Consider the following 21,947-nt stretch of genomic DNA (forward strand, 5'->3'; position numbering starts at 1 on the left):
AATCACCTTCTTTCTGCTATGAATAAATAATAAATACCAACAAAGTAACAATTTCAGTCAATTCAATCGTCGCTCCATATACATCCCCTGTTAAACCGCCAAGACGTTTACTGACATACTCAGAAAAAAGATATGCAAAAACAATGCCGATTACTCCACTTGCTATTACAATTTTCCCCAAAGGAATTAATAGCAGTGCTGCTAATATTCCTGCTATAGAAAGGGTATACTTATGTGAAGATTGGTAAAATGCTTTCCCCAGCCCTTCCGGTCTGGCATAAGGATAAAAAGTTATCGGAATGATAACGGCCGTACGTCCTATAATTGGCATAACTAAAATGGCTAAAGGCAATAGCCTAGGGTCCATATCCATAATTAACGAATATTTCACAAATATTAGGAGACAAAAAGACATTGCACCAAAGGCACCAACTCTACTGTCTTTCATAATTTCTAACATTCTTTCACGAGATTTTCCTGAAAAAACACCATCAATAGTATCCATTAACCCATCACAGTGTAAGCCGCCAGTCAATATGATTTCAAACAAAATTACTCCGATGGCCAGAAGGTGTACCGGTACATTTACTCCCCAAAAAGCCTGTGCTCCATACACACTCCCAGCTAATAGCAAACCAATTATCCCACCGATAAGAGGAAAATATTTAACGCTCTGACTGAAGCTATCTGGCGACCATTGGGTTTGTGCTTTGATTGGAATTCGTGTCAAAAATTGAAATCCCGTAATAAAATCACCAATCACATTTCCAAACAAAATTTTTGCCTCCCTCGTACCTTGCTGCACTTTCCATAATATAATCATTCCGTAAGGCGAAGTTCCTTTCCTTCTCAATTTAGATAGTTGGCAATATTTTTTCCTAATGTGTTAATAAATTTCCATACTTTTACTTACTCTTACAACTGGGCAAGAGAAAACACATATAGGTTCTCCTTTGTTATTTTGTATTGATTTATTGCTCAATCACCAAAACTAGCCATAATAGACCTTGCTGAAATAAAATAGCAATGATATGGTTATTTTAATTATGCTGATATAAGGAGGTATACAGAAGCCATGAATAAAAAAGTCATCGAATATTTTATGACACCTATTAGTATTCTGGGCGTTGGCTGCTTAGAGCAGATCGTAAACTATATAAAGCCTATGGCATTTCGAAAGGCTCTTATCGTAAGCGATAAAATCTTAGTGGAAATGAAATTAATTGATAAACTAACAGATGTGTTAAAAAGCGCAGGTGTATTTTACATCATCCATGATGATGTTTCCCCCAATCCAACAATTCCGCAAGTGGATTATGGCTTAAAATTATTTCAGGATAATGGCTGTGATTTTCTAATATCCTTTGGCGGAGGTTCACCCCATGACTGCGCTAAAGCGATTGCCCTGCTCGCAACCAATGGAGGAGAAATTAAAAACTATGTAGGACTTAATAAATCCAAGAAAACCTCGGCTCCTTTAATTGCCATCAATACAACTGCCGGTACTGGCAGCGAATTGACTCGTTTTTGTGTAATTACAGATGAAACAAATCATATTAAAATGACAATTACAGATTGGCATGTAACACCAATTATCGCCGTAAATGATGCAGAACTGATGTTAGGAATGCCGCCGAGTCTTACTGCCGCTACAGGAATGGATGCATTGACTCATGCGATTGAAGCCTATGTATCTACCAATGCTACCCCTGTGACAGATTGTAAAGCTCTAAAAGCCATTGAACTGATTGCTGGTTATCTAAAAGCAGCCTTTTTAAATGGCAGTGATATACATGCCCGAGAAATGATGGTTTATGCTGAATATTTGGCTGGAATTGCTTTTAATAACGCCAGCTTAGGTTATGTACATGCTCTAGCACATCAGCTAGGCGGAATGTATAACCTGCCTCATGGCTTAGCCAATTCAATTATGCTGCCTTATGTTGTCGACTATAATCGCCATGCCGTGCCTGGACACTATGCCTCTATTGCACGCGCTTTAGGCAAAGATACGAAAGATCTCTCTGACGAATCTGCAGCTTTACTGGCCGTAGCAGCAATCAAAGAGCTAATTCAGGATCTTAATATCCCTAAAACCCTCTCTGAGGTAAAGGGATTTAATGAAAGAGATATTCCAATGCTTGCAGCAAATGCTCTCAAAGACATCTGCTGCGTAACCAATCCTCGCCAAGGTCCTCAAGAGGATATTGAAGGTATCTTCAGATCAGCTATCTAAAAATAAGACTTTCCTCTCTTTAAGAAAATAGGACATACTTGAATCACAGAAGCAAACTCCTACTTGTAAAAATATCATTTCCAATGTAATTTCTTTTATATTCATAATGGCAACACAATATTATTCCATGGTGACACAAAATAATACAAAGGGAATTGCAATCTTTCATCTAATAAGATTATAGATAAGGTAAACTTAAATCGAAAAAGGACTGGGAGGAAATTTTATGTGGCTTGGCAAAGTGGTAGGAACTGTTGTAGCCCCAACCAAAAATGAAAGTTTAGTTGGTAATAAATTGTTAGTGGTTCAACCCTTAAATTTAGACGGAATGAACACCATCAGCCTGCAAGTTGCAGTCGATACTGTGGGAGCTGGCAATAGTGATACAGTATTAGTATCCACTGGAAGCTCTGCACGCCGGGTAATGAACAACGACAATAGTGCAGTTGATGCAGCCATTGTCGGAATTGTAGAAAATATCGATTTAGAAGGTATTTCTAAAGCACAATATTGGGTGCAAAAAGGCTAATAGGAGAAAAATATGCTGACAACCTACAGAACATTGCAAGACAAGCTCCAGGAAGTTCCATGGGACCCTTCTGAAAAGGGAGTTTGGATAAAGCTCATCGACCCAACAGCAGAAGAAATCCTACAACTGTCAGCTGCAGCTCAAATTCCCGAATACTTTTTTCGATTTGCAATCGACGAGGATGACTGTCCTAGAATCATATTAGGACAAAATTGTATTCTTGCTATTATTCACGTACCTCTTTCCCTAGGAGAGGATCGTTATGAAACGTCCCCTCTTAGCATTATTCTTACCCCCTATACAACGATCACTATCAGTGATACGTTAGTACAAGTGCTCCCAGATTATAATGAGCGCAGCCGTTTCTTATTTGATACTGCCAGGAGAACCCAATTTTTCTTTCAAATCTTGTATCATGCAGATACGGTATTTTTAAAGTACATACGCCAAATCCGCAGACGAACGGATGAAATTGAACTTCATCTACGTAAATCAACAACAAATGAAGAAGTATTTCAACTCCTTGATCTAGAAAAAGGGCTCACCTATTTTACTGCTGCCTTGCGCGGTAATGTAATTGTGGCTGAAACAATACTTCGGATGCGCTCAGACCCACAGATGCGCCATTTACTTCAAATGCATGAAGAGGATGAAGATGTTTTAGAGAGTGTTATTATTGAAAATAAACGGGCATTAGAACTTGTGCAGACCTATAGTGAAATTCTAAGCAGTATGATGGATGCCTTTTCTTCCGTTATTAATAACAATCTAAATCATATTATGAAATTCCTGGCTTCCGCAACCATATTGATCTCCATTCCAACAATGATTTCAAGCTTCTGGAGTATGACTCTTCCTGTACCCGGAAATGATACTGCAATAGGTTTCTGGCTTGTTTTGCTTCTTGCTCTAACTACAAGCTGCTGTGCTGGTCTTTATCTTAGAAAAAAAGGAATACTTTAATCATTTATCGATGGTATTTGCAGGAAAGATAGCTTATGATCTAGAAATCCTGTGGTAATTAAAAAGGAGGTTTTACAATCATGACAAAAAAGATCTTATTGTTAACGGGTGACTGTGCAGAAGACTATGAAGTGAAAGTACCTCAGCAGGCATTAATGATGCTAGGCTATCAAGTAGATGTCGCCGCTCCAAACAAAAAAGCAGGCGATACCTTACAGTTAGTCGTACATGATTTTGTAAATCTAGATACCTATATCGAATTAACTGGTCATCGTATCCCCGTGGATATAGCAGCCGCCGATGTAAATCCTGATGATTATATAGGTCTTGTCATTCCAGGCGGACGGGCCCCTGAATATATTAGAATGTATGATGAAAGTATTGCTATTGTGCAAGCATTTTTCACAGCAGATAAGCCAGTTGCCGCTGTTTGCCACGGTACACAGCTCCTCGCTGCGGCTGATGTGTTATCGAATCGCAGTGTTACCTCTTACCCCGCCTGCTCTGCAGAATGCCGTTTGGCAGGAGCCGCTTGGCAGGATCAGCCCGTTGTCACCTGCGGAAAATTAGTCACAGCTCAAGCTTGGCCGAATCATCCTGCTTGGCTCAAAGCTTTTGTTGACTTATTAGGTGCTCAGATTACAATTTAATTCAGTTAAAGGTATCAGTGCTATGCTGATACCTTTTATTTTTAAATATTTCATATTTTTATCTACTAAAATACGTCCACATAGAGGACGTATTTTCCATTCACAGTGTACTATAAGTGAAATTATTACCTTAATCGATCTTTTTAAAATTCTTTTTTGTAAAAACTGTTTTACAGCAATGAACTTAAGCTTCCTTCCAGAGGTTGAATCAATTGAAGTATTATTAGTTTAGCTTATAAGCCTGATTGCCTCCTTTCAAAAAGAATGATAGAATAAATTGTCTTCTGTGAGAAGACAATTCGAAAGGAGAGATTATATATGACGACCCAAGATGATGCAAAAAAACTTCGATGGTATAATCTTGCACTCATGGTATTTGTTATGGTGTGGGGTTTCGGCAATGTGGTTAATAACTATGCCAACCAAGGACTCACAGTAATCGTTTCATGGATACTCATTATTTCACTTTATTTTGTTCCGTACGTACTCATGGTAGGAGAAATGGGTTCGACATTTCAAGAAGGTAAAGCAGGTGTTAGTACCTGGGTAGCTTCTACGATGGGACCATTGCTTGCCTATTTAGCCGGCTGGACCTATTGGGTAGTACATGTTCCCTATCTTGCTCAAAAGCCACAGCAAATTTTAATTGCCCTAGGCTGGAGTGTATATCAAAACGGCACTTTTATTAAAACATTCACTCCTATGGTATTACAGCTTACAACATTGGTATTATTCCTCTTTTTTATGTGGATTGCCTCTCGAGGTATTACATCCTTAAAACGCATAGGCATGGTTGCTGGTACTTCAATGTTAGTCATGTCATTTATGTATGTACTCTTAATGCTGGCAGCCCCTTCTCTTAGAGGAGTTTCCATAGCAACCACTGATTTAAGCTTACATACCTTTATCCCGAATTTCGACTTTACCTATTTTACCACTATCTCCATGCTGGTTTTTGCAGTTGGCGGATGTGAAAAGATCTCGCCTTATGTAAGGAATACCTTCAATGCAAGCAAGGAGTTTCCTAGAGCCATGATTATAATGGCAGTTTTGGTTGCTCTCTCAGCGCTTTTAGGCTCGCTTGCTATGGGTATGATGTTTGATTCTAATAATATTCCAAAAGATTTAAAAATGAATGGTCCATATTATGCTTTCAAACTATTAGGAGAATATTATGGCGTTGGCAACTTATTCCTTGTCTTATATGCAATCACAAACTTTCTTACCCATACCTCTGCATTGATATTTTCCATTGATGCACCTCTTAAAGTATTGTTGGCCGAAACCGATTCCAAATACATTCCTAATGCATTAAGCAAAACTAATGAATACGGGGCACCAATTAATGGCTATAAAATGACTGCAGTATTAGTCGGCATCATTATTATCATTCCTGCGTTGGGCATTGGCAATATGAATGATTTATATAATTGGTTACTCGATTTAAACTCAATCGTAATGCCGCTTCGCTATCTATGGGTATTCGCTGCATATATAGCAGTTCGTCGCCTTATCGGTCAATTTTCTTCCGATTATAAATTTGTAGAGAATTCATTCGCAGCAAAAACGATTGGTTTGTGGTGTTTCCTCTTTACCGCTTTCGCATGCATCATGGGCATGTTCCCGAAAGGCGTACAGCTTTATACTTCACAATGGTATTTTCAATTGACACTTAATTTATTAACCCCTTTTGTCCTTTTAGGTTTAGGGCTCATACTGCCTTCAATCGCTAAATGGAGCAATCGGAAAGATAGTAATACAATTTCAAACTAAAAATGAAGAAGCTGTTATGATTTTTTCATAACAGCTTCTTTATTTTTAAAATATCTGAACTAATGCTATAATGGTTTTAAAAATAGATGTATGCTCTTTAAAATTACTTTTTAAAAAGTAATTCATTAAAAATAGTATGGGGTGAATAAAATGAATCCTTCGAAAGCAAAAATTACGTACTTGTTCCATAGTGGCTATGCTGTAGAAACGGCAAATCATTTTATTATTTTCGATTATTATCAGCCTTTTGCTGCTAATAATCGCAGTCTCGCTGATGGAGTGGTTACCGGTGAATTTCTAAAGAACAAAAAAAATGTAATGGTGTTTTCTTCTCATGCCCATGCCGATCACTTTGACCCAACGATACTAAAATGGGAAAAAGATAACCCTAATATTCATTACATACTCAGCAGTGATATACAGGCTAAAAGTAAAAGTCAGCATCTTCATAGCGTTTCTGCATATGAACAACTGACAGTCGATAATATCGCTATTGAAACCTTTGGCTCCACAGATCAAGGTATTTCCTTTCTCATTCAGGCAGATGGTATATCTATTTTCCATGCAGGAGACTTGAACTGGTGGCATTGGTCAGGAGAAACAAAAGAAGAACGAGATTATGCTGAGAAAATCTTCAAGGCAGAAATGATGCGAATAGAAGGAAAGAAAGTAGATGTTGCTTTCTTCCCAGTAGATCGCCGTCTAGAAGAAGCATATTGCCTGGGAGCAGAATATTTTGCCGGAAAGGTCAAGCCTAAACTATTGCTGCCTATGCATTTTGGCAACGACTATGATGCCAGTAAAGATTTTACCCAAAGAGCTAAACAATTAGGAATCACTACGACCCAAATTAGTCACAAAGGGCAAGAAATCATTTTTTCATCGGATAAATAGTTCTCTTATTACGTGGAACACTACTCATAATGAAGACTAATTTTTTCAGATAAACACGTAATTATCAAGGAGGTATAGTATTTATTATGAAAAAAAACAAGCCTGCCTATGCTCCTAACAAAAGAGGCTTTTTCGAACAAAAGCCTCGATTTATGAAATCCTACTCTCAAAAGGATTATACCTTATTACCCGATCCAGTAAGAGATCCTATCGTATCAAACAATATATCTAATGTAGAGTTTGATTATACCTATGACCGCGGAGAACAAATATAAAGAATGCTAGAATGACGAAACTAGGTGCGAAGAATGATTCTTCGCACCTAGTTTATTAAAGTAACACTAATCTGTCGTTGCGGCCCTGCTTAGAGATTGCTTCACTCTGTTCGCAATGACAAAACGACACAAAGGACACAGAGGTCCACAGAGAAATTCGGATTCTCCTCTTTGTGGTTCAAGGCATCCAGCCTCTCCAATTGATACGATCATAATTTACTACCATATCGCTTTTTCCATGATCTAAGAATGCAATCATCTCATTGACTAATAACTTGGGAGCCTTAGGTATGGCATCGACGGTATCTCCGGCTATATGAGAGGTTAACGTTACGTTTTCCAGCTTTAAAAGAGGATGATCCTTAGGGATGGGTTCCTGCCAGAAGACGTCTAATGCTGCACCAGCAATTTTCTTTTCTTGCAGGATCTTGATAATCGCATCTTCATCTATAATTCCAGCTCGTGCTGTATTAATCAGATAAGCACTTGGCTTCATGAGAGAAAGTAATTCTAAGTTCACCATGTTTTGGGTTTCCTTCGTTAAGCGTGTATGCAATGATACAATGTCCGCTTTCTGAAATAGCTCTTTAATCGAAACGAAGTCAATCTGAATGCCTTCTTGCTCCAAACTTTCTTTCGTAAGATAAGGATCGTAGGCAATCACTTGAACCCCTAGATTACCCATCTTTTTCGCCACTAACTTTCCAATAGCACCTAATCCTAATAAACCGATCTTCTTTTCTGAAAGAACAGTAGTAAATTCACTATTTGGAAAGGTCTTAAGCCATAGTCCTTTTTTTATGGCTTCATGACTCCGTGTTATGTTTCTGGATTCATTTAAGATTAGGCTAAGGGTAAACTCTGCTACGGGTTCTGCATTGCGAATAACGTGAATCACAGGTATATTTTTCTTTGTTGCTGCTTCTATATCAATATGCTCTATCCCGCCCCGACATGTACCAATCAGTTTCAAATTTCTTGCATGATCCAATATCTCTTCTGACAAGGGAGCAAAGTGACCAAGAAAGACTTCTGCTCTTTCTAATTCTTTTATAATGGGATTGGGTAATACTCTCGCTTCAGGTCCATTTTTTTCTAAATCAAAAATGATTTTCTGAAATTCTTCTTTTGTCGTTACTTCCCAATCAAATTTTACAATTTCTTTATCAATGCCTGGAAGTAATCGTTTCGCTTGATCCTCCATATAGTCAGCACTAACTAAGGTATCTCCTACTACTAGGATTTTCATAATGTTCCTTGCCCATAATAGGCGTTTTTTCCATGTTTTCTTAAAAAGTGCTTATCAAGCAGCACTTGATCAATTGCCTCAATTTCTTTATTTAAGATGCAAGTATGAAGAGCCATTTTAGCAAGCTCCTCTAATACTACACCATGATAAACCGCTTCATGAGCATCTTTCCCCCAGGAAAACGGGCCATGGTTCGCTACTAAAATTCCCGGAACATGAAGAGGAACTCTTCCCTTCATCGTCTCCACAATGACGTTTCCGGTTTCATCTTCATACCTTCCTTCGACTTCTGCTGATTTTAATTTACGAGTACATGGAACCTCACCATAAAAATAATCTGCATGAGTCGTGCCAAATGTAGGAATGCTTTTATTGGCTTGAGACCAAATCGTGGCGTAAGTAGAATGAGTATGTACAATTCCTCCGATACCAGTAAATTCTCGGTATAGTACTAAATGAGTAGGAGTATCGGATGAAGGGCGAAACTGACCTTCTACTTGATTCCCTGCTAAATCCAATACAACCATATCCTTGGGTTCTAATTTTTCATACTCAACACCGCTGGGTTTAATGACAACCAATCCACTTTCCTTGTCAAAACCGCTTGCATTACCCCAAGTATATAAGACGAGCCCTCTTTTTTGCAGCTCTAAATTAGCTTCCCATACTTGTTCCTTAAGTTCCTCCAGCAACTAAAAACCTCTCCTTTCTTTTAGCATAAAGAATTTCTCCCTCAAGAAGATTTACCTGCAAAAGATTATAAATAGTACTTAGCAGTTATCATTTCTGCCACTTCTTCTAACAGTCCCAAATCGTCCAGCATTTGCATTACGCCGAATCGCTGACGAATTTCCTTAGCGGTAATCAAACTCAAACGGAAGGATTCTCGGTCCAGTTTTAGATCCAACGGCCCCAGATGTGATCCAGCTTCTTCCATCATTTTACGGTAAGAAGATGGGGAAGGCATTTTTAAGAAAACATGTTCTTTCATCTCTTCCCATTTGTCTACAATATGTTTGGCAGCTTCTTCGCGATCCGTTTCACTAAAGTTCACATAAGGTTCCTTCTGCTTGATAATTTGAGGTGCAACATCACCAAATAATTGTTTTATATGCCTCTCCCATTTCTCTCGTGTAAACGATCTGAATTTGCCGTCCGCATATACTTTATGTATATCCAGCTGTAGTAAAAATTGGTATACATGCAGGATAATTTCCGTTCCAATCCCAACTTGATTGCCATGTAAGTGGGTTTCCTGCCTTCGAATGAGCCCCAACATCTCCCAGGTATGAGATAAGAGATGTTCTTCACCTGAAGCGGGTCGGGAGCTTCCTGTCATACCGATGCACATACCAGATAAAATTAGACCTTCAATGATGCTGCGAATGGATTCTACTGACCTTGCCATAATACCAGGAGCACTAGAAACACACTGTTCAACAGCCTTTTCTACTAGCTGAGCTGTAATCTCACAATAATATTCATCATGAAGAATATTGGCTAATTTCCAATCTGCCAGAGCGCTGTATTTCCCTACAATATCACCCAGCCCTGCATGAATCATATGAAATGGTGCCTCTTTCATAATGCTAAGTTCTGCAATAATCGAATATGGATACACTGCATTATAGGTCACCTTAACGCCTTTGGTAATCATCGGTGACACCATAGAAGCATATCCATCCATAGAAGGCGCAGTACACACTACAAGATAGGGGACTTTTGTTTCAAAACTGACATAGCGGGTAATATCATTCAATGTTCCCGAACCCACAACGATAATTCCTGTAATATCTGGATTCATGGCTGATCGCAGCTGCTCAACGGACACTTCATCCGGATGGAGATGAGGATTGGAATAAATCAGTTTTTCTATTTTAAAGTTCTTGCTAAGAATGTCTTCAACCTCTCTTCCTCCTGCCTCAAAAGTATTGCAATCTGCAACCAGCAGCAATGTACCCTTTGGAAAAGACTGCAAAGAATCTGTAATATCTGTAAGGATGTGATTACCAAGGCGAACATCGTTAATATCAATACTATGTTTTTTTCCGCAGGAGCACACAAATTTCAAACCTGCCAACTCTTGCAGATTTTTCTGCAATAATTCATTCATATCACTAACCACCCCATATTCTTATTTATATAATTTGTATAAAAGGCTGCTGCAAGGAGCTCGCTGGCGCTTCTTGCAGCACTTCTTTACATTTAGCATACTTTTTGCAAAGCGTTCTTTACTTCTTTGAGTGAGTCAAAAATCAGGGTTGGCTGTATCTTTGATCCTTGTAAATCTTCTAACTTCGTTTCTCCGGACAAGACTAAAATTGTAATCGCATCATTGCCTTGACCGATAGCAATATCGGTATACAATCGATCGCCAACAAAAGCAATCTCCTCTGCCTTAAGTCCAGTTTTATTTAAAATATACTGCAAAGTGTGAATGGACGGTTTGCCAAAATACTCTGGTTTTACTCCCGTAGATGCCGTAATCATCGCACAAATTGACCCGCAGTCCGGAATAAAACCATTTTCAATCGGGCAATTAAAATCCGGATGTACCCCTAGAAAAATCGCACCATTTCTAATAAATCTGCAAGCTTTCGAGACATTCTCATAGGCTAAGGATGTATCAAAACCAACCACAACAACATCAGGATCCTCTTCTACTACATTAATATCAGCGTAAATAAAATCACTCTTTAAATATTCATTACCCAGGACAAAGATTTTTTTATCCTGCATTGTATTTTGTATATGATTGATGATAACTTGATTGGAAATCAACATCATGTCATCTTTTGCATCATATCCCATATTTCTTATCTTCTTCACATAAAATTTTGCATTTTTAGATGAGTTATTGGTAAAAAACTTGAACTGTATGTTTTTTTCTCCTAAGATTTCTAAAAAATCCATTGAACCATCCAACACTTTTTTTCCTAAGTAAACCGTTCCATCTAAATCAAGAATAAAGCACTTTATCTGTTTTAATACCTGTAAGTTATCCACCCTGCATCTCCTCTCTGCCTTTATGTATTATGCAGTTATTTCTGATTTTGCCTCTTCTGCTGTATTTTTCAGGGCACTTTGATCTAAATAATCATACACAGCCTCTTTGTTCTTTCTGAACAAGACATACAAGATCAGATAGACTGCTACTGCAATACCAATTAATACTGGGGATTGACTGAGGAAAGCTAAAAAGACTAAACCCATCAACGGTTTTCCTAAGATATTAAAGCTGGTAATCAATAAAGCACCTACTGGTAAATGAACGCCTACGGATGCACAAATATCAGTGAACATGGGCGCTGTATAGGTACACATATACAAACCAGCACTAAACCAGATGGTACCTGTAATTAGAACTTTGAAAATATTACCGTTTACCAGAGGTACAATCCCTTGTACCATGAAAGGCAATGCTAATAAATCAACGACGGGCAATACTTGATTACCTGGTAAAGCGAGGGCCATAAAGACCATAATGGGAATGAGAATGATACCGGAAATTAAAGTCGCTGGTTCGCCATAACCAGTCGCATCGTTTACGCCAAGATACCATTTCCGTGATTTACTGCCGTTCTTAACGGACTTTTTAGCAGCATCCGTTATTGGCAGAAAGGCTTGGGCAAATAAGCCTGCAACTCGAGGAAAGATCGCCATGATCGCACTTGTAGCAATCCCCATTGTCGCAACCTGCCCCCATGCTGCTAATGTACCTAAGGCTTTGAAATTCCCCATGATGCCGATAAAGATACCTAGCAGTAAACCAAGGGAGACAGGTTCACCAAAAAAACCTAATTTTTTTTGCAGCTCCTCAGGACTCAATTTAATTTTATTCAAACCAAAAGCGTTTAATATCGGATCAAAGGCTACCGTGAACAATGCCGCTTCAATATTATGCATAGCAATAATGGTACAATTAGGGTACTTATAATAGGTTGACCAGCGCTTGGCAATGAGCTCCGCGATGAGCAGACTATACATATTTAATAAAATCATACATCCTAAGGATAGGATCATATTTTTAGTTGCCATATAGATCATTGAACCCCATACCATATAGGAGTAGTTATTCCATAAGTCACCAGGCTGAAATACATCAGTCCATCTGGTCAGAAACAATACTGTCTGTACTAATAATCCAACTCCTAAGAAGATCATACCGGCTTCTGTAGAGTAAGCTACCAATGCGGTGGCCTGCCAGCCTACATCAAATGCAGGAAGTTGAATCCCCGTATTTTCTACCATGCTTTTAACGACGGGTGTAATAATCGGCGTAAATGCATTCAACAGAAGTGTAAAACCTTCTAATCCAACTCCAGCATATAAGGCAGCGAAGAAAGCTTTTTTATTATTCACTTTTAATATCTTTGAAATAATAAAAATGATAACTGGGACAAATACAGGCGATCCAAAAGTCTGAAAAACCTCTTTTAATGTTTCAAAAAACATATTGATTTCCCCCTTTAAGTTTATTTAGTTCAGTATTTACTTTCGATTTCTTTAATGACGCGTACAACCTCTTCCAAAAATTCTTCCTCGCCAAAGCCAGTCAAAAAACCGACGGCATCAATAGTAGGTACAGGATAGTTACCCTTTGGCAGCGGACTTGTATGGGTGATAAAATCATAATTACCACCTTCGGATAATTGCAGTGCTTCCGTTGGCTTTGCCTCTGTCGCCGTAATTTTAATTCCTTGCTCCTCCATTGCTTCCTTTAGTTTCTCAGCGATCATTGATGAAGTAACTGTACCAGAACCACACACTGATAGTACATTAAACTTTCTCATTTCATTTCTCCCTTCTCACTCTTACTTTATTACATTGCCTTATTGGTCCAGGCAACTTAATAACTCCGAAATCTCCTCTTTGGAGCTGGCATCACGAACTTTAATCAGCAGCTCTTTATTCTGAAAGACAGACATTAGATTCTTTAATAATTGAATTTGCAAGTTAGGATCTTTCACAGCTAATAAAAATACGACTTCTACATTTAATATTTCTTCTGGATTTACCATCGAATGAAATATAGTTGGTTTTTTCAGTGTTGTTATAGCAATAGTCGACCGATTGACATGACCCGAATCCGTATGAGGAATCGCTACACAAAAATCACCTATAGGAAGTCCAGTAGGAAGATTTCTTTCTCTTTCTAATACCGCTTTAATATAACTATCCCTAACATAGCCTTTGGCGAACATTAAAGCCCCCAAGTTCTGAATAATCTCATTTGAAGTTTCTGCTTCCATATGTAATATAACTAAATCCAAATCCAGCATAATGTATAACCACTCCTTAAATTAAATATCAATATGTTTAACAAAAATCAGAATGCATACCACTTTTTCTTTTATTCCTTCATCTTTTCATAAAGCATTTCTTTAAATTGATTCATATCCCTTACCTCTTTCCATTTCTCAATAAATCCTAGATTTAAAAAAGGTTTTAAAAGACTCTTTACAATTTTTTTATCATTAATTTTAAATGCAGGTAAGCATACAACATTTACATAACCTCTGCCCCACTGAATCGGCTCTTTTAATTTAGCAACCACAATCGCCGATTTCATAACGACATGGGAGTCACCATGAGGAACAGCAATTCCCCCTTTCAGAAAGGTAGGTGACATCTCTTCACGCTGCACGACAGATTCCAAAAATTCTTTTTTTACATAGCCTTTGTTAATCAGTAATAAGCACATCACATCGATCAATTCTTTTTGAGAACTCATATCCGATTCAAAAACAAGCAGATCTTCTGTCGGGAAGTCTACCCATGCATTCGTTCTTTCGGCATTTAAGAATATATCAAACTCTTTAATACCGCTATCAAGCAAGTAAGGTTCATATACAACAAAGTTCATTCCTTCAATCTCCGGATTAATGGTTCCTATGATCGCCAATACTTTATATTTTTCCTGAAGCTCTTTTATTTTTTCTTTTAGGCGCTCATCCATAATACCCATTTGAAACACGGTGACATTGGCATATTTCCTTTCAATTGCCTGCCTAATGTTTTGCGCCGTGCCTTCACCAGTAAGGCACAAGGCAATCAATGCTATTGGTTTGCTGGTTTCTTCTATGCTCAATAAAGGATAGTTATAGCGTGTCTTCACTAAACTAGAATAAATTTGCATCAAATTATTTTCAGGAATAGATGCCTTGCGCACCGCTTCTATCACCGTAAGCAAATCTACTCGGTCGAGAGTTTGAGTTGGTATCCCCAGCTTGTCGGTAACCATCTTACCAATGCCTACAAGGGAACCCATGTCCACTAAAAACAAGATCCCTCTTTCCTCATCCACAATTCTTGAAATCCCAATAATTTTTTCATAGACTACAGATGGACTTTCATCTAAAGGCATATCGATAGCGATGGGAAAATTCACATTCAGCAATGCTCTCACTACGTTGATAATTTCCGTAGCAATACGCCCATGTGATACTACAATAACTCCTACCCTGTTTTGAGGCAGTTTTTTTTGAAGAGCTGCTTTCACATACATGGCAATAAAGCCAATTTCATCTTCAGGTATTTCTACCTTTTTCAATTCCTGCAGCCAGGCAGCAACTTGAATGGCAATTTCATATTCTTTAATAAAATCTTTTTTTATTTTTGCTAAATTGATGTTAATAATTTGCTGTTTCAATCGGACTCGTTTGATGGTTTCATTCAGATGGATGGCTAAGTAAATAAAGATATTTTCATTAATGTCATTATGCATATGTTCATTCAACAATAGCAGCCTTACTTTTTTCACCAAATCAATTATGTCTTTATCTACGATATTTACTAATTCATTTAAAGAGAAGTATTTGTGATGGCTTGTAGATTTCGGTTCAAGATTACTAAATTTATTGATAATAAAAGTCCATAATATTTCTTCTACTTCTGAAAAATCGATATGCAGTTTGCTTAATTCATAATACTTCTTCTCAATCTGCCGATAAAAATCTTCCGGCAGCAGGCTTTCACCATCTTGATTTCGTTTCATTATATTCACGTGATTCCTAAGGAAGGGGATAAACAACATATCCTGTATATAATTTCTGATTTCTAAAATATTAATATCTTCTAAAATAAAATCATGCTGAATGCTGTTGGTTTCTAATATATCCTCATACCCGATACTGATAATGTCTTGATTCTTTCCTATGTTTTTCATAAAGGCTCTAGCGCAAACCACTTGGATTGTACTTTTTAATTGACCAATGTTGCCGCTAAATCGCTTTAATGTTAAAATTTCGATTACTTTCGACTGCACGAAGATTTTCACATGAATTCGATTGCATTCCTGTTGGAGAAATTCATAGATAATCTCAACTTTTTCAACGAAAGCACGTTCATGCAGGGATGGAATCGAAATGATCATGGGTATACGTCTTCTGAAACTTAACAGTAAGCTTGATTCCAAATTTTCTGTAGTAGCACCAATAAAGAGGATTTTTACTTTTCTTTCATCTCTGGTTTCACCTAATCTTCTGAATTGTCCCCGATCTAATATTGAAAAAAGAATTTCTTGACCTTTCGGCGGCAGCCTATGGATTTCATCTAAAAATAAAATACCGTTATCAGCATGCTCTACCAGTCCCTCCGTATCATTATCAGCACCGGTAAAAGCACCCTTTTTGTAGCCATATAATAGCGACAAAAGAAGCTGGGGATTGTCACTGTAATCGGCACAGTTGAAAACGATAAATGGTATATTGTCAGCTATGATTTGCTGCTGCTTTGCAAAATGGTACATACATTCAGCAAATTGCGTTTTACCAACGCCGCTTTCCCCGATAATCAGCGTAGATAACCCGAAAGGAGGATATAAGATTGCTGATTTTGATTGTGTAATACTTTGTTCCAAGCTTCCATCATGGCCCACCAAATTTGAAAAAGGATCTTGCATTACGTGGATCTCCTCTTGTACTTGTAATTCACTGCTATTTACTTCACTGAAGAATTCTTCTACTACATGTCTGGATATATCAAAGCCAGACTCCATTAGCTTCTTCGTAAGTTCAGCAATGTTTAACTTTCCATTTTGGGCTATGATTCTTTCCATCGCTTTTTTCAAATGAGGTCGTCGCCGTTCTCTTGAATTGCCAATCCCTAATTCTTTGCGTAAAATAGTAATTTGTTCCCTTGTAGTAGATAGCATTTTCCCTAATTTTGCATCTGTAAATGGTTCCTTTCCATTTTCCGTTTTTATAATACTTAACATCTTATCCTTTACATCCATTACAAAACCCCTCTTCTGCTTATATAATACGCAAGTCCCGTGCCATACAAAAAATGATTTTTCAGATCGCCGCAATCAGTATTTTCTCTGTACCCAAGTGACTTTTCACCATTTTCTGAATATTTTATACCAATCTTCAATATCAAATGAAGATTGGTAATCTACACGAAAATTCCAGTGGATACAAAAAATAAAAACTCATCGGAATCTCCAGATAATGGTTGAGAAACTACCCAAACACATTATATAACGATTCCCATGAGTCAAAAAGATTGTATTATAGAAACAAAAGTTTAGCCCACGCTGCTATAATAGCAGCGTTAAGTGCCATATGATCTGCTCACCTCACCACTTACTTTTCTCATTATTATAGATGAGTCCAGTATATTATCTTCCCAAAAAGGGAACTTAGACCTAGAACCTAACAACAAAACAGATGTTGTTAGGTTCTAATCTGGCTATTTTAATATAGCCCAAGCCACTTCCAATAAGTCATTGCACACAAACCATACACTAAACATGCTACAGTACAGATAATAAATCCAACCTTAGGAAAATCTCCAACTTTTAATTTCCCAGTTCCATAGATAAGAATATTAGGTAAAGTGTTGTAGAACATCAACAGAGGATATCCACCAATAATCATACCTGCTGGCAAGGCAAAGATAATCGGATTTATATTCACCACCTGAGCCATACCAATCACGATAGGTAAAAATGCTGTTGCCATCGCAGTTGTTCCTACAAACAATATATGCATGTATTGAATAACAAACATGATAAGTACCAGCATTAAAATCACAGAGAAACTTGATAAACCTAAACCGTGAAATATGGTTACAGCCAACCACTTTGCCGCCCCAGTTTTCATAAGCATTTCTCCTAAACTAATTCCCCCACCAGCGACAAATATGATTTGCCAAGAAATTCCTTTGTTGGCATCCTCCCAAGTCAAGAAGCCAATTTTAGGCAGAAATAATAATGTAACTCCCACCAAGCAGGCAATCGTCGTATCAATTTTTGTTATTCCACCAGTTATCCACAGACCAACAACAACCGTGAATACAACTAAAGCTCTTATTTCATTACTTGTTATAGCACCAAGCTCTTTTAGCTTTTCCTTTACATAGATTTCACCACCAGGTAAGTTATCAATTTCCGCTGGATAATACTTTTGGATGACCCACCAAGCAAAAAATGTCATTAGTAGAGCTGGGGGAAAACCATAGAGTAACCACTCTCCAAAATTGATCCCATGACCGCTAATTTTAGTGATAAAATCAACCGTAACTGGATTAGGCACTGTCGCCGTTAAAATCCCTGCACTAATGGTAGCGTTGGTAAAAGCTAAAGTAAGCAGCAAATTAACAGCAAAATTAGTACGTCCTTCTTTACCAAATACATTAATGATACCAATACAAACTGGCAGCAGAATTGCCGTACGTGCCGTTGAAGACGGAACCAAAAAAGCCAATACAATATTAACTAAGACAATTCCAAGGGTGATTCTCGTACTACTAGTCCCTACTGCCTCCATGATTTTATAGGTCATCCTTTCAGCAAGCTTTGATTTAACCATAGCTGCTGCTAAAACGAAGGCCCCGACGATCAGATAAACCGAAGTAGACGCAAATCCCAGCAATGCTCCGGTTGGCTTTTCGATTCCCATCAATACCGCTAGAGGAACAATCGCTAAACTGGTAATGGGTAGTGGAATGGATTCCGTCAGATATAACACGAATATCCCAGAAAATAAGGCTAATGCCTTATGAGCAACAATGGATAATTGGGGAGGAGCTTGTAGCATCAAGACAAAAATGGTCGTCAAAATTGCTACCGGTAGCCCTAATCTTTTTTTCCATTCTTCAAAAGATACTTTTTTTATAGAACTTATATGCATAAATAAAGTCTCCTCTCATATGAATAATTTCACTTCTGCTTAATCTATAAACAAGATTGCTAAAACCCTTTACTGTAAGCACCAGAAACAAACTCTGAAAATTTAGTGATTTCCGACTATAACATTCTGCAGAAAGAAAATTACTTAAATATAAAAATAACTTTGCCTTGAAAGTATTTTTAATTTAATGCTAACTTGTCCTACTTTCAAAGCAAAGCTTCTTTTCTATGGGGTCTTGCTGCCACTATTACTTAATAGAATCGTAGCCAATTTGCAAAGCCTTCATATTTTTTTCGATAGTAGCTTTTGGTACTCTTTTCGCAACAGCCTTTTGAATCGTTTCAAAAGACACTACACCAGTTACTTTCACTAAAAGGCCTAAGGCAACAATGTTTGTAAACAAATCTTTTCCCAATTCCTCTACAGCCAGCCGGGTTAAGGGTACCTTGACTATACTAGGATGAATAGGAGACTCAGGTACTAAATCCTCATCAATGATAAGGATACCATTACCACAAAGATCGGATGAATATCTATCTGCCGCTTGTTGGGTCAGAGCTAACACCACATCTGGCTTTACTACTTTAGGATGATAAATGAACTGCTCAGATATAATAACCTCCGCCTTAGAAGCACCACCTCGTGCTTCTGGTCCATAAGACTGGGATTGTACTGATTCCTTATTTTCCATGATGGCTGCTTCTGCCAAAATGATCGCAGCAGTAATTACGCCTTGACCACCAGATCCGCATAATCGTAGTTGTTGCATTATTTTCCCTCCTGGGCCAATTTAATGACTTTAGCATATTCTGCGCTATATTCTGGGGCTGTTTTTTGATATAAAATACCGATTGGGAATTTATCACCTTTTTGATCTTCCGCTAGTTTTTCATAAGCAGTTAAAGGAACTGCGCTTTCACTCATCCATTTCAGCATTCCTGCCGCATCACCCATTTTATTTCTCCGTCCATAGGAAATAGGACACTGGGTAATGGCTTCAACCAAGGAAAATCCATTATTCGATATCCCTTGGGCAATTAGGTCTACAAGGGGTTTTGCATGAAAAGCAGTGCCACGAGCAATATAGCTAGCACCAGCAGCTTTCGCAAGTTTACAGGGATCAAAGGCTGTATCAACGCTTCCGAAAGGAGCCGTTGTCGCCTTTTTGCCTGTCGGTGTAAGAGGAGAGGCTTGCCCTCCAGTCATGCCATAAATGTTGTTGTTAAACAATACCACCGTTAAGTCAATATTTCGTCTGGCACCGTGAATAAAATGATTACCGCCAATGGCTGTACAATCTCCATCACCAGTGATTACAATGACTTTCAGTTTAGGATTTGCCAATTTAATGCCCGTGGCAAAGGGAATTGCCCTTCCGTGAGCTGTATGCAAAGTATCAAAATTCATATAACCAGAAGCTCTGGATGAGCAGCCGATACCAGATACGATAACTGTATTATCTTGATCAAGTCCTAATTGTTCTGCAGCTTTTGCAATGGACTTCATGATTATTCCATTACCACAGCCTGGGCACCAAATATGTGGCAGTCGATTCATTCGGAAATATTTTTCATAGCTTCTCATTTTACCACCTCCGCTGCAAGTTCTTCGATTGCTGTGCTTATTTCCTGGGGCGTAAATATTTCTGTATTGTATTTGGGAAGGGAAATTACTGTTGCTTGTCCTGCAGCAGCACGTTCAACTTCTAAGACTAGTTGTCCATAGTTCATTTCCGGTACGAGGATCTTTTTAACTTTTTTCGCTACTTTTTTTACAATCTTATCTGCAAATGGCCAGATAGTCATCAAGCGGACCATCCCCACTTTAATTCCTTGCTTCCGGGCAAGTTCAACAGCGGCATAGGCGGTACGAGCCGTTCCACCATAAGCCAAAACTGCATATTCAGCATCTTCCATGAAAAATTCATCATAATGGGTGATCTGCTCTTGAACTCTAGAAATTTTTTCATGCAATCGTTTAATGGTATCCTCTGTTACTTGAGCGCTACCAGTTGGGAATCCAGTTTCATCATGAACAAGTCCAGTAACATGAATATGATGTCCAGTTCCGAAATCTGCAGGGTTTGGCACTAGATCTGCCATCGGAGTATATGGTTTATACCCCTCTTCTCTGGTACAACTTGGCTTACGGCGAGGATATATTTCTATATCTTCAGCTTTCGGCAATACAACTTTTTCTCGCATGTGACCTACTACTTCATCCAGCAAAATAATGACAGGGGTACGAAACCGCTCTGCATAATTTACGGCCATTACTGCCACATCAAACGATTCTCGAACATTCCAAGGAGATAACGCAATCATAGGATGATCACCATGAGTTCCCCAACGAGCCTGCATCACATCTCCTTGTGCAGGTGATGTCGGCTGACCTGTCGCTGGGCCTAACCGCTGGACATTAGCGATGACAATTGGTATTTCTGCAATACAGCCGTAACCAATTAATTCTTGTTTGAGAGAAAACCCTGGTCCGGAAGTCGCTGTAAGGGCTTTTCTGCCACCTAACGCTGCACCTAATACGACTGCAATCCCAGCGATTTCATCTTCCATTTGAATGAAAGTACCACCTAGAGCTGGAAGTTCTTTTGCCATGATTTCGGCAATCTCTGTGGAAGGCGTGATTGGATATCCCCCAAAAAAATTCACACCCGCAGCCATTGCACCTTCTGCACAAGCTTCATTGCCTTGCATTAATCTTGCTTCACTCATTTTTCCACCTTCTTTTCAACATAAATTGCATAATCAGGACACCGAAGTTCACATTGTCCACAATTGATACAGCCTTTTTCATCCACTACATACACTTTTCCCAGGGTATCTAATGCTAGAATTTTCTTCGGGCAAAAAGCTACACAGATATTACAGCCTTTACACCGCTCTTTAACTACTGTGATTTCAATTCCCATAACTGTCCTCCTCGTATAATAAGTTTTGTAAGCAACAATCCGCCGTTGTTTACAAAACTTATTTTATTTTTTCAACACGTAAAGGAACCCCTTGATGCTAAAATATTTGTAAGAGAATTTAGCAAAGGTAACGTCTTATCCTCCTTGCGAAACCTTTTGGTTATTGCTTATAAAGCTTGACGCCTGCCTTATTCATCAAATACCGCTAACACAGATGTTGCGTCTCTGGGCGAAAGGTATCCAGCAAAATGACTTTCACAGATGAATGCTTATTATGCGAGGCTGCGGTCAGTGAATAAGATCAGGGTATTCCTTT

Annotated in this window: 21 protein-coding genes; 7 read left to right on the forward strand and 14 right to left on the reverse strand. The window is 38.3% G+C overall.

Annotated elements, in window-relative coordinates; translation table 11 throughout:
* Positions 1–16 precede the first annotated feature (16 nt).
* Positions 17–775, reverse strand: a complete 759-nt coding sequence (cobS, locus tag BMZ99_RS01750; protein WP_090932343.1) for an adenosylcobinamide-GDP ribazoletransferase — start codon at positions 773–775, stop codon at positions 17–19.
* Positions 776–1,075: 300 nt separating this feature from the next.
* On the opposite strand from cobS, the gene BMZ99_RS01755 reads away from it, so the two are divergent.
* The 7 genes from BMZ99_RS01755 (at position 1,076) to BMZ99_RS01785 (ending at position 7,320) form a co-directional block, all read left to right on the forward strand.
* On the forward strand, positions 1,076–2,236 hold the full coding sequence (locus BMZ99_RS01755) for an iron-containing alcohol dehydrogenase (RefSeq protein ID WP_090932345.1): 1,161 nt from the start codon (positions 1,076–1,078) through the stop codon (positions 2,234–2,236).
* A gap of 226 nt (positions 2,237–2,462) precedes the next feature.
* Positions 2,463–2,765 (forward strand): EutN/CcmL family microcompartment protein, encoded by a 303-nt coding sequence (locus tag BMZ99_RS01760; RefSeq protein ID WP_090932347.1) that lies wholly within the window; start codon positions 2,463–2,465, stop codon positions 2,763–2,765.
* A 12-nt stretch (positions 2,766–2,777) separates the two neighbouring features.
* On the forward strand, positions 2,778–3,728 hold the full coding sequence (locus BMZ99_RS01765; RefSeq protein ID WP_090932349.1) for a magnesium transporter CorA family protein: 951 nt from the start codon (positions 2,778–2,780) through the stop codon (positions 3,726–3,728).
* Between the two features lie 80 nt (positions 3,729–3,808).
* The gene (locus tag BMZ99_RS01770) at positions 3,809–4,378 is read left to right on the forward strand and encodes a DJ-1/PfpI family protein (protein WP_090932351.1); all 570 of its coding nucleotides are present in this window, start codon (positions 3,809–3,811) and stop codon (positions 4,376–4,378) included.
* A 318-nt stretch (positions 4,379–4,696) separates the two neighbouring features.
* Positions 4,697–6,151 (forward strand): amino acid permease, encoded by a 1,455-nt coding sequence (locus BMZ99_RS01775; RefSeq protein WP_090932353.1) that lies wholly within the window; start codon positions 4,697–4,699, stop codon positions 6,149–6,151.
* A 150-nt stretch (positions 6,152–6,301) separates the two neighbouring features.
* The gene (locus tag BMZ99_RS01780) at positions 6,302–7,045 is read left to right on the forward strand and encodes an MBL fold metallo-hydrolase (RefSeq protein WP_090932355.1); all 744 of its coding nucleotides are present in this window, start codon (positions 6,302–6,304) and stop codon (positions 7,043–7,045) included.
* Positions 7,046–7,131: 86 nt separating this feature from the next.
* Entirely contained in the window at positions 7,132–7,320 is a 189-nt protein-coding gene (locus BMZ99_RS01785; protein WP_090932357.1) for a hypothetical protein, read from the forward strand.
* A 178-nt stretch (positions 7,321–7,498) separates the two neighbouring features.
* Here the strand turns inward: BMZ99_RS01785 and BMZ99_RS01790 are convergent, their stop codons facing one another.
* From BMZ99_RS01790 to BMZ99_RS01850, 13 genes are all read right to left on the reverse strand, one after another.
* On the reverse strand, positions 7,499–8,569 hold the full coding sequence (locus tag BMZ99_RS01790) for a 2-hydroxyacid dehydrogenase (protein ID WP_090932359.1): 1,071 nt from the start codon (positions 8,567–8,569) through the stop codon (positions 7,499–7,501).
* Entirely contained in the window at positions 8,566–9,261 is a 696-nt protein-coding gene (locus BMZ99_RS01795; protein WP_090932361.1) for an L-ribulose-5-phosphate 4-epimerase, read from the reverse strand. The genes BMZ99_RS01790 and BMZ99_RS01795 overlap by 4 nt, the downstream gene beginning before the upstream one ends.
* Positions 9,262–9,326: 65 nt before the next feature.
* The gene (locus tag BMZ99_RS01800; protein WP_090932363.1) at positions 9,327–10,682 is read right to left on the reverse strand and encodes a sn-glycerol-1-phosphate dehydrogenase; all 1,356 of its coding nucleotides are present in this window, start codon (positions 10,680–10,682) and stop codon (positions 9,327–9,329) included.
* 92 nt (positions 10,683–10,774) lie between these two features.
* A complete protein-coding gene (locus BMZ99_RS01805) occupies positions 10,775–11,575 on the reverse strand; it encodes an HAD-IIA family hydrolase (RefSeq protein WP_090932365.1) in 801 nt (266 codons plus the stop codon).
* Between the two features lie 27 nt (positions 11,576–11,602).
* Entirely contained in the window at positions 11,603–13,024 is a 1,422-nt protein-coding gene (locus BMZ99_RS01810) for a PTS galactitol transporter subunit IIC (protein ID WP_090932367.1), read from the reverse strand.
* 29 nt (positions 13,025–13,053) lie between these two features.
* Positions 13,054–13,362 carry a PTS sugar transporter subunit IIB gene (locus BMZ99_RS01815; RefSeq protein WP_090932368.1) on the reverse strand — a complete coding sequence of 103 codons (309 nt, stop codon included), beginning with the start codon at positions 13,360–13,362 and terminating at the stop codon, positions 13,054–13,056.
* Positions 13,363–13,401: 39 nt separating this feature from the next.
* Entirely contained in the window at positions 13,402–13,851 is a 450-nt protein-coding gene (locus BMZ99_RS01820) for a PTS sugar transporter subunit IIA (RefSeq protein WP_090932369.1), read from the reverse strand.
* 71 nt (positions 13,852–13,922) lie between these two features.
* Positions 13,923–16,805 carry a sigma 54-interacting transcriptional regulator gene (locus BMZ99_RS01825; RefSeq protein ID WP_090932372.1) on the reverse strand — a complete coding sequence of 961 codons (2,883 nt, stop codon included), beginning with the start codon at positions 16,803–16,805 and terminating at the stop codon, positions 13,923–13,925.
* Between the two features lie 463 nt (positions 16,806–17,268).
* On the reverse strand, positions 17,269–18,705 hold the full coding sequence (locus tag BMZ99_RS01830) for an SLC13 family permease (RefSeq protein ID WP_090932374.1): 1,437 nt from the start codon (positions 18,703–18,705) through the stop codon (positions 17,269–17,271).
* Positions 18,706–18,952: 247 nt separating this feature from the next.
* Positions 18,953–19,477, reverse strand: a complete 525-nt coding sequence (locus BMZ99_RS01835; protein ID WP_090932376.1) for a 2-oxoacid:acceptor oxidoreductase family protein — start codon at positions 19,475–19,477, stop codon at positions 18,953–18,955.
* Positions 19,474–20,289, reverse strand: coding sequence for a 2-oxoacid:ferredoxin oxidoreductase subunit beta (locus BMZ99_RS01840; RefSeq protein ID WP_090932378.1), 816 nt, complete (start codon positions 20,287–20,289; stop codon positions 19,474–19,476). Before BMZ99_RS01840 ends, BMZ99_RS01835 begins: the two co-directional genes overlap by 4 nt.
* On the reverse strand, positions 20,286–21,434 hold the full coding sequence (locus tag BMZ99_RS01845) for a 2-oxoacid:acceptor oxidoreductase subunit alpha (RefSeq protein WP_090932380.1): 1,149 nt from the start codon (positions 21,432–21,434) through the stop codon (positions 20,286–20,288). The genes BMZ99_RS01840 and BMZ99_RS01845 overlap by 4 nt, the downstream gene beginning before the upstream one ends.
* Positions 21,431–21,631 (reverse strand): 4Fe-4S binding protein, encoded by a 201-nt coding sequence (locus BMZ99_RS01850; RefSeq protein WP_175490449.1) that lies wholly within the window; start codon positions 21,629–21,631, stop codon positions 21,431–21,433. Before BMZ99_RS01850 ends, BMZ99_RS01845 begins: the two co-directional genes overlap by 4 nt.
* Between the last annotated feature and the right edge of the window lie 316 nt (positions 21,632–21,947).

Origin of the sequence: Pelosinus propionicus DSM 13327 (assembly GCF_900114615.1) — a bacterium.
Classification (GTDB): domain Bacteria; phylum Bacillota; class Negativicutes; order DSM-13327; family DSM-13327; genus Pelosinus; species Pelosinus propionicus.